General features: G+C 34.3%; 14 protein-coding genes and 1 riboswitch. Of the genes, 1 reads left to right on the forward strand and 13 read right to left on the reverse strand.

Going from position 1 to position 15,829, the window contains the following annotated elements:
* Window positions 1–25: 25 nt before the first annotated feature.
* From spoVAD to LKE46_RS06300, 13 genes are all read right to left on the reverse strand, one after another.
* Window positions 26–1,027 carry a stage V sporulation protein AD gene (gene spoVAD / locus LKE46_RS06240; protein ID WP_291719449.1) on the reverse strand — a complete coding sequence of 334 codons (1,002 nt, stop codon included), beginning with the start codon at window positions 1,025–1,027 and terminating at the stop codon, window positions 26–28.
* 1 nt (window position 1,028) lies between these two features.
* The gene (gene spoVAC / locus LKE46_RS06245) at window positions 1,029–1,511 is read right to left on the reverse strand and encodes a stage V sporulation protein AC (protein ID WP_291719451.1); all 483 of its coding nucleotides are present in this window, start codon (window positions 1,509–1,511) and stop codon (window positions 1,029–1,031) included.
* Window positions 1,512–1,695: 184 nt separating this feature from the next.
* Entirely contained in the window at window positions 1,696–3,111 is a 1,416-nt protein-coding gene (locus LKE46_RS06250) for an FAD-binding oxidoreductase (RefSeq protein WP_291719453.1), read from the reverse strand.
* Between the two features lie 42 nt (window positions 3,112–3,153).
* On the reverse strand, window positions 3,154–4,365 hold the full coding sequence (locus tag LKE46_RS06255) for an electron transfer flavoprotein subunit alpha (protein WP_291719455.1): 1,212 nt from the start codon (window positions 4,363–4,365) through the stop codon (window positions 3,154–3,156).
* Between the two features lie 51 nt (window positions 4,366–4,416).
* Window positions 4,417–5,205 (reverse strand): electron transfer flavoprotein subunit beta/FixA family protein, encoded by a 789-nt coding sequence (locus LKE46_RS06260; RefSeq protein ID WP_291719457.1) that lies wholly within the window; start codon window positions 5,203–5,205, stop codon window positions 4,417–4,419.
* Window positions 5,206–5,462: 257 nt separating this feature from the next.
* Entirely contained in the window at window positions 5,463–6,737 is a 1,275-nt protein-coding gene (larA, locus tag LKE46_RS06265; protein WP_291719458.1) for a nickel-dependent lactate racemase, read from the reverse strand.
* 38 nt (window positions 6,738–6,775) lie between these two features.
* Window positions 6,776–8,317, reverse strand: coding sequence for an L-lactate permease (locus LKE46_RS06270; protein WP_291719461.1), 1,542 nt, complete (start codon window positions 8,315–8,317; stop codon window positions 6,776–6,778).
* 952 nt (window positions 8,318–9,269) lie between these two features.
* Window positions 9,270–9,974, reverse strand: a complete 705-nt coding sequence (locus LKE46_RS06275) for a FadR/GntR family transcriptional regulator (protein ID WP_291725595.1) — start codon at window positions 9,972–9,974, stop codon at window positions 9,270–9,272.
* Window positions 9,975–9,999: 25 nt separating this feature from the next.
* Window positions 10,000–10,647, reverse strand: coding sequence for a ribonuclease H-like domain-containing protein (locus tag LKE46_RS06280; RefSeq protein ID WP_291719463.1), 648 nt, complete (start codon window positions 10,645–10,647; stop codon window positions 10,000–10,002).
* Window positions 10,648–10,745: 98 nt separating this feature from the next.
* Entirely contained in the window at window positions 10,746–11,471 is a 726-nt protein-coding gene (locus LKE46_RS06285; RefSeq protein WP_291719465.1) for an HAD-IB family hydrolase, read from the reverse strand.
* A gap of 121 nt (window positions 11,472–11,592) precedes the next feature.
* On the reverse strand, window positions 11,593–12,249 hold the full coding sequence (locus tag LKE46_RS06290) for a methionine ABC transporter permease (RefSeq protein ID WP_291719467.1): 657 nt from the start codon (window positions 12,247–12,249) through the stop codon (window positions 11,593–11,595).
* 1 nt (window position 12,250) lies between these two features.
* A complete protein-coding gene (locus LKE46_RS06295; protein WP_291719469.1) occupies window positions 12,251–13,207 on the reverse strand; it encodes a methionine ABC transporter ATP-binding protein in 957 nt (318 codons plus the stop codon).
* 78 nt (window positions 13,208–13,285) lie between these two features.
* Window positions 13,286–13,394, reverse strand: a riboswitch (SAM riboswitch).
* Between the two features lie 32 nt (window positions 13,395–13,426).
* Window positions 13,427–14,896 (reverse strand): amino acid permease, encoded by a 1,470-nt coding sequence (locus LKE46_RS06300; RefSeq protein WP_291719471.1) that lies wholly within the window; start codon window positions 14,894–14,896, stop codon window positions 13,427–13,429.
* A gap of 322 nt (window positions 14,897–15,218) precedes the next feature.
* Here LKE46_RS06300 and rbr point away from each other — a divergent pair, with 322 nt between their 5' ends.
* The gene (gene rbr, locus LKE46_RS06305; RefSeq protein WP_291719473.1) at window positions 15,219–15,803 is read left to right on the forward strand and encodes a rubrerythrin; all 585 of its coding nucleotides are present in this window, start codon (window positions 15,219–15,221) and stop codon (window positions 15,801–15,803) included.
* Window positions 15,804–15,829: the final 26 nt, after the last annotated feature.

The raw sequence follows: 15,829 nt of genomic DNA on the forward strand, positions 1-15,829 counted from the left end.
AACTAAGTAGTAAACTGAGTTATATTTATTTTTCTATGGAAACTGCATGTGCAATAGCAGGTATACTTTCCTTCTGCTGATATGACATTGGAGACATCAATGCACCTGTTGCTATTATTAGAATTCTGTTCAATTTTCCTCTTTCAATTTCTTTAAGAAAATGTCCATAGGTAACTACTGCCGAGCAGGCACATCCACTTGCACCTGAGAAAACAGGCTGATCATCACTGTATACGAGCATTCCACAGTCCTTGAATACCCCTGGTTTAAACTGAATTCCATCCTTTTTCAAGAGTTCCTCCGCAATTTTATGTCCTATTTTCCCAAGGTCTCCTGTTGCCACAATATCATAATAGGACGTATCCCTGTTCAATTCCTTGAAATGAGTCTCAATAGTCTCTACAGCTGCCTTCGCCATTGCTTCCCCCATATTGAATGGATCAGATACGCCCATATCAGTGACTTTTCCTATTGTAGCAGAAGTCACTTTTGGTCCATTTCCTGATTTGCCCAATACTACTGAGCCAGAACCCGTTACAGTCCATTGGGCGGTTGGCGGTTTCTGGCTTCCATATTCTGTTGGGTATCTGAACTGTTTTTCTACTGCTGCATTATGGCTTGCAGTACCTGTAAGTACATACTTTGCCGAACCACTGTCAATAAGCAGTGAGGCAGTAGCCAATCCCTCCATAGAACTTGAGCAGGCGCCAAATACTCCAAGAAACGGAATTGAAAGAGTTCTTGCTGCAAAGCTGCTTGTTATTATCTGATTCATCAGATCTCCGCTTATAAAAAAATTTATATCTTCCTTCTTTACACCCGATGCCGTTATAGCCAGATTACAGGACTCTTCCAAAAGTTTCTTTTCAGCCTTTTCAAAACTGTCCTGCCCAAGCCATATGTCAGCGAAAAGCCTGTCAAATTCATCAGCCAAAGCACCTTTTGACTCAAAAGGCCCCCCAACGGCTGCATGTGACAATATTACAGGTTTAGACTGAAAAATAAAAGACTGCCTTCCTAAAAGCATTTTATATCATACCACCTAACCACTTTATTAATATACTTATTATGGATACTGCAAATGCAGAAAACACTCCAAAAGTTATAACAGAACCCGCTATTTTAAACATATTTCCTCCAACTCCAAGAACATACCCTTCTGTTCTATGTTCTATGGCTGCAGAAGCAATTGAATTGGCAAAGCCCGTAATGGGAACTGATGTTCCTGCGCCTGACCATTGGGCAATATGGTCAAAAACTCCAAACCCCGTCAAGGCTGCGGCTATTATTATAAGTATAGCTGAAGCTGGATTCCCTGCAGTTTCTTCAGTGAATTTAAAGTATTTTATAAACATAAATTGAAGTGACTGATCAAACACACATATGGACCCTCCCACTATAAAGGCTCTTATACAATTTCTCAGTGCCTTTCTTTTGGGTACTTTGGTTTCAGCAAATTTCTGATATTTCTTTTGTTCTGGATTTAACTTTTCATCCTTGTTTGAAGCCATAATAAAAATTGCCTCCTTCCCATCTTTCAAAAATAGTTTAACCATATACAAACATAATTATTACTTGAAATATAAAATAACAAGAAAGAAATCCTGTAGAACTCTACAGGATTCCCTTCTTGTTATTTTAGAGGTAAATAGCAAATATCTATTTTAAATATACATACAAGCAATTTTAATTATTCTATTCACAAACTTTTCCTGGATTCAATATGTTTTTAGGATCAAAAGCTAATTTTATATTCCTCATGAGGTTTATATAGTCATCTCCATATTGACGGAATATATATTTTTTCTTTGCATATCCTATTCCATGTTCTCCAGAAACAAGGCCGTCAAGTTCTTCTGCCTTATTATACATAGCATCGAAAACATCACTTAATTTCTTATCCCATTTTTCCTTAGAAAGATCATCTCTAAGTATATATACATGCAGGTTTCCATCTCCTGCGTGCCCAAAGCTTCTTATTCTTATATCAAATTTCTTTTCAGCTTCGATAGTGAATTTAACAAAATCTGCAACTCTATTTCTTGGAACGACAACATCACATTCATCCATTTCAGTAGTAGTTGCTTTAACTGCTTCAAGGAAAGCTCCTCTTGCAGACCATACTGATTCTTTTCTTTCATCTGTATCTGAAATAAATACGTCAATTGCACCTTCTTCAAGACATATATCTGCTACTTTCTCATAATCTGCTTCTATTTGCTCCTTGCTGTTTCCGTCAAATGTAAGAAGCAGATATGCATCTGATGAATTGTCAGGGAATTTCTTTCCAAGGAATTCTTCTGCTGCAAGTATAACTTCCCTCTGCATGAATTCTATTGCCGTGGGTATCGATTTTGATTTTATTATCTTTGGAACTGTACTTATAGCTTTATCCAAATCAGGGAATGGTACGAGCAAGCTTATTGATTTTTTAGGAAGCGGAAGAAGCTTCAATACTAATTTTGTAATAATACCAAGAGTTCCTTCAGATCCGCATATTAAATCTTTTATACTGTAGCCTGAGCTGTTCTTTACTACCTTTCCACCTGCCTGTATAACTTTTCCATTTGGAAGAACTACTTCAAGTCCTCTGACATAATCTCTTGTTACGCCATATTTAACAGCTCTCATTCCGCCTGCATTGGTACTTACATTTCCACCTATTGTAGCAGATTTTTCACCTGGATCTGGTGGATAGAATAAATCATGCTCTTCTACAAACTTGGCAATCTCCATGAGCAGAACTCCCGGTTCAACTGTAAGAGTTAAATTTTCCTCATCCAGCTCAAGTATATTATTCATATTCGTAAGCTTGATCATTATTCCACCTTCTATAGGAACCGATGATCCAACAAGTCCTGTTCCTGATCCTCTAGCTACTACTGGAATATTATTTTCATATGCATATGCCATTATCTTGGAAACTTCTTCAGTACTCAAAACTTCAACCAATGCATCAGGATACTTGCTAATTCCACCCAATTCATCGTGACTGTAATCATCGCTTATATTTTTACCAGTAAATACCCTATCTTGTCCAAGCAAATCTACCAAGAATTTTATATCAGTATCATCTAATTTTTTATATTTTTGAGTATATGTTAATTCCATATTTTTCCCTCCAAACTAAATTTTAAATTGACTTGTGAAATACTATATTACCTTGCATACAGCATCTGAATTGTTCTTTATATTTTCTATGATTTTCGGTACTATTTCATATATATCTCCTACAATACCATAGTGAGCTATATTGAATATAGGCGCTTTAGGATCTTTATTTATTGAGACTATAACATCTGAGTTGTTCATTCCAGCTGCAAATTGAACTGCCCCGGATATTCCACAAGTTATTATAAGTTTTGGTTTAACTGTTCTTCCACTTAATCCTATCTGTTTCTTTGGATCTGCCCATCCCGCTTCTATTAGAGGTCTAGTTGTTGCTATTTGAGCTCCAAGTAAATCTGCAAGTTCCTTTATTATATCCAGATCCTTTTCAGATTTAACTCCTCTACCTACTGCAACTATTACATCAGCCTCGGATATATCCTCTTCAACCACTTTCTTGATTACCTTCAATACATCTATGTTGGACTTGAATTTATTTTTGTCCATGTATGCTATGTTTATTTTTCCCGAAGTCTCCTCTGTTCTGCAAGGTGCATCCATGACTTTATATCTTACAGTAGCAAGCTGTGGTCTATGATTTGGATTTAATATCTTAGCCATTATGTTACCGCCAAATGCCGGCCTTATTTGAACAAGGTCTGTATTTTCTCTCATATCAAGTATCGTACAGTCAGCTGTCAAACCTGTTCTAAACCTGGCTGCAACTCTTGGTGCCAGTGATCTTCCAACTGTTGTAGCTCCAACAAGAAGAGTACCTGGTTTAACTTTATTTATAAAATCTTCTATAGCTGAAGTGTAGGGTTCAATTCTAAAATCTTCAAGTTCTTCGTAGTCATACACAAAAGCTTCATCTATGCCATAATGTAAAAGCTCTTCTGCTTTATCTTTTATATCATATCCTACAAACACTGCATATACAGGCTGATTTATCTTTGCAGCAAGTTCTCTTGCCTTTCCTATCAGCTCATAAGTAACCGGATGGATATTTCCTTCAACATGATCTACATATACGGCAATACCTTTCCATAAGCTCTTATCTATTTCTTCAACTTTATCCTCTACAAACTCCATTACTCCTGCAGGTCCTTTTTTTACACAGAGTTTGCACATCTTACATCCTGCATTTACCTCAATTTTACCATTCTTCTCTTCAATAGCTCCAAAAGGACATATTTTAAGCAATTCTTCTATAACTTCTGGATTTACTTTATCATTATGAACTACCAATCTACCCATTTTTAATTCCTCCTAAATATTTAAAAATATATCTTTACAAGCAATGATTTTTTAAACGAATTTAAGTTCTTTAAGCTTTTCCGTAAGTTTGTCTGCAAGCTCTTCATTTGTTCCATTCCACATCTCTTTGTCTGTATTTACTTCTGGTGGAAATATTTTTTCAACCTGGGTCGGTGAACCATTCAATCCATATTTATTCTCATCTTTATCTTCAAAATCCTTAAGACTCAGAACTCCAACTTCTCTATCCTTTGTAGCCAATTTTTTTCTATAAGACGGAAGTCTAGGCTGAAATATATCCTTATCTACTGTCAAGAGGCAAGGGAATTTTATATCAGCAATTTCTATAGTATTTGGCATATCCATTTTAACCACTACTGAATTGTCCTTTATATCCTCAATACTTATCACATTTGCTATATGCGGTATTCCAAGATATTCTGCCATTTCAGGTCCTACCTGTGCTGTATCACCATCAGTGGTCTGCTTTCCACAGAGAATCAAATCTATATGGCCCATTTTTTTTATTCCCTGGGATATCGTATATGAAGTTGCAAGTACATCTGCTCCTGCAAATTTTCTGTCTGATAAAAGTACTCCCTCATCTGCACCCATCATATAAGCCTCTTTTATTACTTCAGTAGCTTGTGGAGGTCCCATACTTATTACTTTTATAGTTCCTCCCTGTTTTTCTTTAATTCTGAGTGCAGTTTCCAGTGCAAATAAATCATATGGATTCATTTTAGAATCTATACCATCTCTCTTCAATACTCCTGTTACTGGATCGACTTCAACTTTTGATGTTCCTGGAACTTGTTTTATACATACCAATATATCCATTTAAACTACCTCCAAAATTTAATATTTATATAAGTTTTATATTAAGATGACTATTCAAAATAGCTTTTTGTAGTATTCTGCAAAATATACATCAGTTGTCATACATCAGTTGTCCTACATCTATTATTGAATAACATCATATGTTCAACATATATTATGTAAAATCCCATCTAATCTGTTTCAGCTTATTTGCTTTCTTATCTATTATAAAACATTTTGATGGGATTTTTAATACCTATTTAGCTTATCAAGCTCATTTATCTCACTATTACAGCCACTCCATCTGGTACAACTGCAACTTTTGCATCTTTGCCAGCAATATCATATGCTTTTTTCAATGCTTCCTCAAAAGTGGATGCATGCTGCATGTGGATGTTCTTTATAATGTTAGGGTCACACATATCTGTCACCATGATTACAGTATGCTTATTTAATATTCTTGCAAGTATTTGTGATTCCCATTGGTCTGGTACAGTTTCATTTCTAGGAACTTTTTCAACTGTATCAAGATATTCCTTTGGAGTTTTAACATTTGCAAGGTTGTTATAAAAACCTTCTCCACCGTGGCCATCATTACAAGCAGCCACCATTATTATTACCCCTCCGTCTTTGCATGTTGCCTCTGCAGCTGTCATACCTTTAACCGATTGATATATATTTTGATCAAGAGGATATCCTCCATTGGTTGAAATAGCTATATCTGCATCTACTTTAGACACCTTGGATAAATCCAATACAAATTTACATCCATCTTCATGTGCAAGTTTGCTATGTCCTGCAAAGGCATTTATTATCTTCTTGTTGCTGTCTATGACTACATTTATTATAAATGCCAGCTTTGCCTTTTCTGCTGCATAGAGCATGTCTTTGTGAATCGGATTATCTTCAAGTATTCCAGTTCTTGAATGAGGGCTTGCGATAAATTCAGCACAATGATTAGCCATAACAGTCGTTGCAGAAGCTATTCCAGGCAGTATGCTCTTTCTACCTCCTGAAAACCCAGCAAAGAAATGTGATTCTATAAATCCCTCTGCTATTAGCAGCTCTGTTTCTACTGCTGTTTTATTGATTATAAGTTCCCCTCCAGATGGAAGTGTTCCTATTTTCACTAAACTACTTTTATCTCGTGAATCATGTACTATTATGTTTTCATTCTCCGCAATTTCTTTTCCAAATTTGTTTATTAACTCTTCTTTGGTTGTAAGTCTGTGAAAACCAGTTGCAATCAATATCTTTATATCAATATCAGGATTTACATTTCTTATTCTCTTCAATAGAATCGGCATTATAATCTTACTTGGAACAGGTCTTGTATGGTCACTGCTTATTATGACCATATTCTTCTTTCCCTTTACCAACTCTTCCAGTTTGGGAGAACCTATTGGATTATCAAGTGCTTTTTCAACTATCTCGGCTTCAGTCAGATCTGTTTTATATTCACCCGCTTTTGATTCCAAAACACCCGCAAGATTTTTATCGTCGATTTCAATTTCAATCTTCCTCTTATTATAAGGCAATTCTATTTTAGCCATGATTAATCCCTCCATTTATTTAATATTTTAGTTAAAATTTATATAAATTTTGCTCCTAAGAAGCATATGATGCCGGAAATAACTACATAAATTATAAAATATTTAAACACATTTCCTAAAACTTTACTTTCTGAACCTGGTTTATTAATTGCAGTTACACCAATTGCAATACCTTGAGGACAAATCATCTTTCCAATACCTGCTCCAAGAACATTTGCTGATGCCAGCCATGGTGCAGAAAGTCCAAGTCCTCGAGCTGTCTCTGCCTGTAATCCTCCAAATAAAACACTAGTTGATGTACCTGATCCTGTAACAAATGCCCCGATAGCTCCAATTAGTGGGGAAATTATCGGATATGCTCCTCCTGTAGCTACAACTAAAAGGCTTGCAATATCTGCAATCATTCCACTATAACCCATTACCTTTGCTACTGCCATAACCGCACAAATTGTAGCCATTGCTTTCCAGTTTGCTTTTAATGTATCAACCAACACGCTAAACATCGTTGATGCTTTCGCACCTTGAATAATACCTCCAATAATTGCAGCAATAAAAATGATGACACCTGGTGTATTGATCCAGCTAAAAGTCAACTTATTTCCACCTTGGCCTGCATATACAACTGCAACGGTTTTGTATTTTGCAATCACGTGATTAATTGCTGGAACTAAAGTTGATGTAAGTATTAACATTACAAATATTAGAATAAATGGGCTCCATGATTTTATTGCTTTACCCAGTGATAAGCCTGATCCTTCTTTTTTATCCTGAACTTCAATAGAATACTCGTCTTCTGGTTTTTTATTAAAGATTTTTGCTGCAACGACTGTAAATATCATGCAGCAGATAGAACCTACTATGTTTGGCAATTCTGCTCCAACTACTGTTGCTGTAATATACCAAGGTATTACAAATGCCAATGCTGAAATCAGCGTAATAGGGAGTACCCCTTTCAATGCCTTTATGCCGCCACCTATAATGCATACTAAAACAAATGGGCTGATAAAAGTAAGAATTACTTCAATTATTACTGTATTTGCCGCTAATACATGAGATGTAATTCCAGTTACCGATGAAAGTGTTACAAGTGGTATTCCAACTGATCCAAATGCAGTTGGTGTACTATTAACAACTAAACATCCTACAACTGCTGCAATTGGGTTTAATCCAATACCAGCGAGCATAGATGCCGGAATAGCAACTGCTGTACCGAACCCTGCCATTCCTTCCATGAAGTTACCGAATCCCCATGCAATAAGTAATGCTAAAACTCTTTTATCAGTAGAAACTCCAGCCAGCATTTCTTTTATGGAGTCCATTGCACCTGTACGTAAAGTCAAGTTATACGTAAACAAGGCTGCAACAATAACTAAACAAATCGGCCACAGGGCGTTTAATATTCCTTCCAGTACTGCTGATACAGTATAAATAGCATTTAACTTCCAAAAACCAATAGCTAAAATCACTGCAATGACAAGTGCAATAGAACAAGCTTTATGTCCTGGCATTTTTAATTTACCCAATGCGACTATAAGCCAAACAATTGGTAATATAGCTAATAAAAATTTTAAAAATAACATTTCTTTTTCCCCCCGTCAATCTTATGGTACTGCCTTCTTATTAATTAGCACTACCATTCACATTTTGATCATATAACGTTTTCCTTATTATTTAATACTATTTTCAGACTCTTTAATAATTCTCTCCAAGTATAAAATCATAATTTTGTTTTCGTTTCCAACCTAAAGAACTAAGGGACAGAAAAGCTTTACCTTGCTTCTTCTTTTGTTTTCTTCATTTCTTCAATCATAATCAAAAGAATATCAGTTACATTTCGTCTTCAATTGGTGGTATCGATGCATCTTCTACACTACCAAGTACACGTGCCAATTCTTCAAACATTTGTCATACTGCGAATGCCACACCTCTCAAGGTTGTAGTAATCGCGTTAAAAGCCGGCATTTTTCATACTAAAATATTGCAAGTAAGTATGGTTATAACTAATGTAAAAGGCCAGGTTCTATGTCCGGGTATCTTTAATATGCCTGGTGGAACCATTAGCAAAACTATTAGTATCAGTGCGATGGAAAAAAAGCAAATACATATTCATAATTATTATCCCCCCCAAGAATGTATTATGGTAATACCACCATGTTTTAAGTGTAACATAATTTTTATGAATTTTCTATAATTGTTATTAAGTTAACATCGTTTTCACAGTCAACAAAACATCGTTTTCATATGCTCAACAACGTTTACATGCATTTTTAGAACAGAAATTACTTTGTCATGTCAAAAATCAATGCATTTTGTTAAATTTATTGTTAAGTAATTCACAATGCATTTTCTATAAAGTATTTCATTTATAAGGATCAGTCTTAAAAAATATATTATATTCTTGATAAAAACAAATAATAATTTAAAATAAAATCATTTTTCAAATTGGTAATATGGTATTACCAATTTGTTATCTACATTGTACCACAATTTTTTTTATATTTCCACAATAATTATAAAACAATTATTATACTTTTAAGTATTTACATTCCTTCTTAGATACTCATTGGTAAAATCCAGATGTTTTTTCATTTCCAGAGAAGCTCTCGCTTCATCTTTGCTCTTAATTGCTTCATATATACATTCATGCTGATTTGCAAGCACTGTTAAATTATTTTCATCTATGAGTATTTTTTTTCTGGCATCCTTCAAAAATGAATCCATAATGGACGACATGGCATTCAATATATTTATTATTAAAAGATTACCTGATGCCTTGGCAATTTTATAATGAAACTCCTTATCATATTTAACATTTTTCTCTTCATCTTTGCATACTTTGAATGAATCGGATATTTTCTTCAAGTCATCCAGTTGCTCACTTGTTATTTTATTTACCGCAAGCGCTACAGTCTCTATTTCTATTATCTTCCTTACTTCAAGAACTTCCTCAGGATTGCTTTCCTGGAGCATAAACATTATAGATATAGGTTCTAGGAGAGTATTTTCAAAATTCTGCCTTATAAAATTTCCTTCACCTTGTCTGCATTCTATTAATCCCATAATCTGGAGTGCCCTTATTGCTTCTCTAACGGATGTTCTACTGACTTCCAGATTTTCAACAAGTTCTCTCTCTGAAGGAAGTCTGTCACCCTTTTTAAGTGTACCATCAATAATCATATTTTTTATTTGCTCTATTACCTGCTCATATACCTTTGTGCTCTTTATCGGACGAAAAATCATAATAATCCCCTTCCTTTTAGTTTCAATTTTTAAAAATATTTTTCCACTTTATATACATATCAAACAAGCTAACTACATCCTGTTCATTATATAAAAGTATTTTTTCCTTTTTATCTTCAGGCATCCTTCTTATATATTCGCTGTCTTTTATTATCCTGCTGAAAGTCCTCGCAAGATTCGAGCCACTTATAACATCACTATTTCTCTCAATGCCAAATTCCTTCTCCAATGCCTTAAGTCCTATTGAACTGTGTATTTCCTTCTCATACTGCTTTTGCAGGTCAATATGGAAAAAGTGTTCCTTGATATCAAATTCCAGATTATATTTTTTAAATAAATAGTCTATTACCGTAAAATCATTGTTGCCAGAGAACGTAACAATATACTTCTTACCTCTGTTCCACATATCCACAAAATAATTCTCTGTCATCTTAAGTATGTCCCTAGAATCCCTTCTGTTCTCTATCATATACTGGGTCACCTGCAGCACCTCTGCATCCCAGTTATAAAAGCAGCATCCAAAGACTCCTATACATATAGGTTTTCTATATATATAATGCTCAAGATCAAAAAATAAGGCATCCTTTAAAATAAATATATTCCCATTTACTTTCAAAGCCTCATCGCATGAAGGCTGCTTTACAAATATGTCATCATATTTTTTTATCACTTTATCACTCTTTTCACAAATTTACGTCATTCTTCTACAATTGGCACTATTACATTATAGCATTTTAAATATGCACTTGAAATAACAGCATCAAAATTTTAGATGAACTCTATACACGATGGATCTAAATTATAAACCATATCCTTTCTCTCGACTACTATTTTTATCTTATGCTTCAACAGTTTATTGTCCACCGCTTCTTTTACGAGCTCTCTGGTTGGATTTACACATACAGGATTCCCCACCATGTTCAACATGTCAAAATCACCTGCTGTGTCTCCATAGCTATAGCTTTTTTTTAAATCTATGTCATATCTTTTAACAAACATCTCTATAGATTTTTTTTTGCTCTCACTGTCCCACATTGGTATAACCTCTCCAGTATATATATTATTGCTATCTATAATATACTTTGCTCCAATGTAATCATCAAATCCATATTTTTTCGACATTTCCCTCACAAGTTCCACAGGACTCCCTGATATCGTTATTATCTTGTGTCCCTTTTTTTTATGCCACTTTATTCTGTCTCTTGTATAAGTATATACCCTGTCCCCTTTCTGTGATATTACTTTTTCTGCTATAAAATCTATCTGTGATTTGTGAAGTCCCTTTATAGCTTCTATATATATATATGCCATTTTCAAAAGATAGTTATCATAGTTGCCCTGTCTTCTATCCCATTTTTCATATTCCGGCTTTACTTCTTTATACCATCTTTCAGGTGGAATTACCTCATATTTTACAAGTTTCTTAAATACTTCAGTCATAAGTCCTTCTCTATAAAGAGTTCCATCTATATCAAAAAAAGCCGCTATGCTCATTTAAAGACCTCCCTTTCATTTCAATAATTACTATATAACATTGTAACATAAAAAATATATATTCTTAAAAAAATATAACTCCAAGCTTTTCATGCTTGAAGTTACATTCCATACTCTACTATTATTTATTAAGTTTTCTATATATCAGATTTCCTATAGTCTGAAGCAGCTGAACAAATATTATAAGTATTATTACCGTATATATCATTACGTCAGTTTCAAATCTATAATATCCATACTTTATAGCTACATCTCCAAGTCCGCCGCCACCTACAGTTCCTGCCATAGCCGAGCATCCAACTATACTTATAACTGTAAGCGTTATTCCAAGAACTATTGAAGGAAGTGCCTCCTTGATCATCACTTTGAATATTATCTGTGTATTGCTTGCTCCAAAAGATTTTGCCGCTTCTATTATTCCAGGATCTATTTCCTTAAGAGATGATTCAATTACCCTTGCTGCAAATGGAGCTGCCGCTATTGTAATTGGAACTATGGCCGCTGTAGTACCTATAGTTTTGCCAACTATCAATTTAGTTAATGGGAAAATTGCTATCATAAGTATTATAAAAGGAAAAGACCTCAATAAATTTATTATTACATCAAGTACCTTATACACTGCTCTGTTAGGCCTTAATCCATTTTCTTCAGTCACTATCAACAAAATGGCAGGTATGAAACCTATAATTACAGCAAGTATTGTAGACACAACTACCATATATAATGTCTGTCCAATGGCAGGAAGCAGTATTTCTGTAAATGTTTCTGAAAATCCCATATTATTCAACCTCCCAGCTTACATTTCTTGAAGAAAGATATTCACATATGATCTCTTTATCTTTTTCATTTATATTTATAACAAGACTTCCAAGTACATCACTTCGAAATTTCTCAAGTTTTCCCCATACTATTGAAAATTTTATATTCAAATCTATTGCCATGGACGTTATAAGATTCCCCTGACTTATATTCTTCGGGAAAAATATTCTTATGTTTATTCCCTGATCCGGCAATATGCTATCAGCACCAAGCAGCTTTTTTAAATTTTTACCAGGTTTCAAAAATATTTCTTCTACCGTACCTGATTTTTTTATCTCTCCCTCATCAATAATAGCTACTTTATTACATATTTCCTTTATTACTTCCATTTGATGTGTTACCACAACTATGGTTATTTTAAACTCTCTGTTTATTTTTTTCAGCAATTCAAGTATTGATTTAGTGGTATTTGGGTCAAGAGCCGAGGTAGCTTCATCACACAGTAATATGCTGGGATTTAGTGAAAGTGCTCTTGCAATAGCTACCCTTTGTTTTTGACCTCCGCTCAATTCCCTCGGCATACTTTCGGCCTTATCTTCCAATCCTACAAGTTGCAGCAAATTATTAACTGTTTTCCTCATTTCATTTTTATCAATACCCCACACTTCAAGTGGAAGTGATATATTCGAATACACATTTTTTCTATTGAGCAGATTAAAATTTTGAAATATCATTCCGAGATTTCTTCTAAATATCCTTATCTGTTTGCCTTTTAAGTCTTTTACTTCTTTATTCATAACTTTTATGCTTCCTGTATCATAGGTCTCAAGACCGTTTAAGCACCTGAGAAGAGTTGACTTTCCTGCACCGCTGTGTCCTACTATACCAAATATCTCGCCCTCTTCTATGTGGAGATTTATATCTTTTAATACATTTTTGCCACCAAAACTTTTACCAATATTACTAATATCTATCAATATATTTCATCCTCCCATATAAAGTCTTAGCAAAAAACAAAAGTCCGAGGAAAACCTCAGACTTAATTACAAAACAATATCTCATCTTTCAGCTCCCGCTGCAGGAATTAGCACCATTGTACAAAACACTTTCATACTGGTTGCCGGATTTCAAAGGGCCTGTCCCCTCCACCTCTCTTGATAAGTTCAGAATTTATACCTGACACGCAACTAATTATATCAACTTAATTTTGATGTGTCAATATTATCATTTAATTCTACATCTTTTAACTTTATAAATTTTGTATTCTCTCTTTTCTTATAAACTATCAATAAAATTAGAAATAAAGGTATCCCTATATAGGAAGATATTACTCCACCCCAGTCTATTTTACTTTCCTGAAAATATGTAATACCCTGTCCAAACACTACAATCGTACAAAGTATAAATGCAATTATAGGCCCCAGCGGGAAAAATTTAGCCCTATATTTGAGTTTTGATACATCCTTCCCCTGAACCATACATGCCCTTCTAAACCTGAAGTGACATATTGCTATACCAAGCCATGCTATAAACCCTGAAAGTCCTGACGCAGCTACGAGCCATACATACACCGAACTCTCTGCATAAATTCCTGTTAAAAAACAGGCAGAAGCAACTACTGTAGTAATAATAACTGCATTCACAGGTACACCCTTTGAATTTACCCTTCCAAAAATTCTGGGTGCCTTGCCGTCATTAGCCATGGAATACAACATTCTCGAAGATGCATACATACCTGAATTCCCACAGGAAAGTACCGATGTCAATATAACTGCATTCATAAGAGAAGCCGCCCCAGATATCCCCGCTTTTTGAAATATCATTGTGAATGGGCTTGTCTGAACACCTGCTTTAGTATATGGAATCAATGCGCCTACTACAATTATAGTTCCAAGATAAAATAATATTATTCTCCAGAATATAGTATTTATAGCTTTTGGTATTGTCTTGTCCGGATTCTCGCTTTCACCGGCTGCAATACCTACAAGTTCCGTACCCTGAAAGGAAAATCCTGCAATTAAAAATATCAGGAATATGGATTTTCCTCCTCCTACAAAAGGTGCATCTCCAACAGTAAAATTCTCAATTCCAACAGGATTTCCATTAAATATTCCAAATATCATGGCAACCCCTGTTATCAGAAATACTATAACTGTAGTAACTTTTATACCTGCAAACCAAAATTCAGATTCTCCATAAGCTTTTGCAGATAATAAGTTCAGTGTTACTATAATTGTCAAAAACAATATACTCCATATAACAGATTGTACATAAGGAAACCAGTATTTCATTATAACCGCACCTGCTACCATCTCTGCAGCTACTGTAATAGCCCAATTATACCAGTAGTTCCATCCAAGAGCAAACCCTAGAGCCGGATCCACAAATTTTGTAGCATATGTACCAAATGATCCTGAATCCGGCATAAAAGTTGCCATTTCTCCCAAGCTTGTCATTAAAAAGTATACCATAATGCCTATACATATATATGCTACCAGTGCACCTCCAGGTCCAGCTTGATTTATAGTTTTTCCCAGAGCTAAAAATATACCTGTACCAATAGCACCACCAAGTGCAATCATATTCAAATGTCTTGCCTTAAGCCCTCTTTTTAATTCATTGGCTGCCTTTGGATTTTTATATTTATCATCTAAAGTATTCTGCATTTTATTCCTCCTAGTCCTTTATCCTGACACTTAATCTACTTTTAACATTATGAACCAAGTCATACAATTAGTCAATATCTGTAAGTTTATGATAATTATTATTTGCTAGTTATTATTATAAGTCATTTCCTAATAAATTATATCATATATTATAATTACACAAAATTAAATCTAGTTTTTAAACTAAATCACTATTTTAAGACTCATACTATACTTTTTTTATACATTTAGAAGGATTTATTAAATATATATTGAATATAGTAGGTAATTGGATAGTTATATGTACTCATATAACTACTAAAAACATTTTAGGAGGTATTTTATGGGATCTTTAAAAAGTACAAAAACTGCAGAAAGTTTACTTAAAGCTTTTGCTGGAGAATCACAGGCTAGAAATAGATACACTTTCTATGCTTCTACAGCAAAAAAAGAAGGATATGTCCAAATTTCCAACATATTTACAGAAACCGCAAATAACGAAAAAGAACATGCCAAGAGATTTTTCAAATTTTTAAATGAAGATTTATGTGGAGAGGCTGTTGAAATAAACGCTTCCTATCCAGTTGCTTTAGGAGACACCAAAACAAATTTGAAAGCAGCAGCAGCAGGAGAAAATGAAGAGTGGTCTCAATTATACCCTGCATTTGCAAAAGTTGCCGATGAAGAAGGTTTTAGCACAATTGCAACAGTTTTCAGAAAAATTGCTGAAGTTGAAAAGCACCATGAAGAGAGATACAAAGCTTTACTTAAAAACATAGAAGAAGACAGAGTATTTACTAAGGACAAAGTATATAAATGGAAATGTAATAATTGTGGATATATATATGAAGGAACTTCAGCTCCAGAATCCTGTCCTGCCTGTGCACATCCAAAAGCATACTTTGAACTGTTGGCGGATAATTTCTAAATGAGTTAAAAAAATCAGGCGAGAAT

It is taken from the genome of Clostridium sp. (genome assembly GCF_022482905.1).
In the GTDB taxonomy this organism is placed as follows: Bacteria; Bacillota; Clostridia; order Clostridiales; family Clostridiaceae; genus Clostridium_B.

What these genes read in the sequence shown, in the direction of transcription:
- LKE46_RS06270 (WP_291719461.1), bottom strand. Translation starts at nt 8,317, where the DNA reads ATGTTATTTTTAAAATTTTTATTAGCTATATTACCAATTGTTTGGCTT.
- rbr (WP_291719473.1), top strand. Translation starts at nt 15,219, where the DNA reads ATGGGATCTTTAAAAAGTACAAAAACTGCAGAAAGTTTACTTAAAGCT.
- LKE46_RS06285 (WP_291719465.1), bottom strand. Translation starts at nt 11,471, where the DNA reads ATGAGCATAGCGGCTTTTTTTGATATAGATGGAACTCTTTATAGAGAA.
- LKE46_RS06260 (WP_291719457.1), bottom strand. Translation starts at nt 5,205, where the DNA reads ATGGATATATTGGTATGTATAAAACAAGTTCCAGGAACATCAAAAGTT.
- LKE46_RS06255 (WP_291719455.1), bottom strand. Translation starts at nt 4,365, where the DNA reads ATGGGTAGATTGGTAGTTCATAATGATAAAGTAAATCCAGAAGTTATA.
- spoVAC (WP_291719451.1), bottom strand. Translation starts at nt 1,511, where the DNA reads ATGGCTTCAAACAAGGATGAAAAGTTAAATCCAGAACAAAAGAAATAT.
- larA (WP_291719458.1), bottom strand. Translation starts at nt 6,737, where the DNA reads ATGGCTAAAATAGAATTGCCTTATAATAAGAGGAAGATTGAAATTGAA.
- LKE46_RS06300 (WP_291719471.1), bottom strand. Translation starts at nt 14,896, where the DNA reads ATGCAGAATACTTTAGATGATAAATATAAAAATCCAAAGGCAGCCAAT.
- LKE46_RS06290 (WP_291719467.1), bottom strand. Translation starts at nt 12,249, where the DNA reads ATGGGATTTTCAGAAACATTTACAGAAATACTGCTTCCTGCCATTGGA.
- spoVAD (WP_291719449.1), bottom strand. Translation starts at nt 1,027, where the DNA reads ATGCTTTTAGGAAGGCAGTCTTTTATTTTTCAGTCTAAACCTGTAATA.
- LKE46_RS06250 (WP_291719453.1), bottom strand. Translation starts at nt 3,111, where the DNA reads ATGGAATTAACATATACTCAAAAATATAAAAAATTAGATGATACTGAT.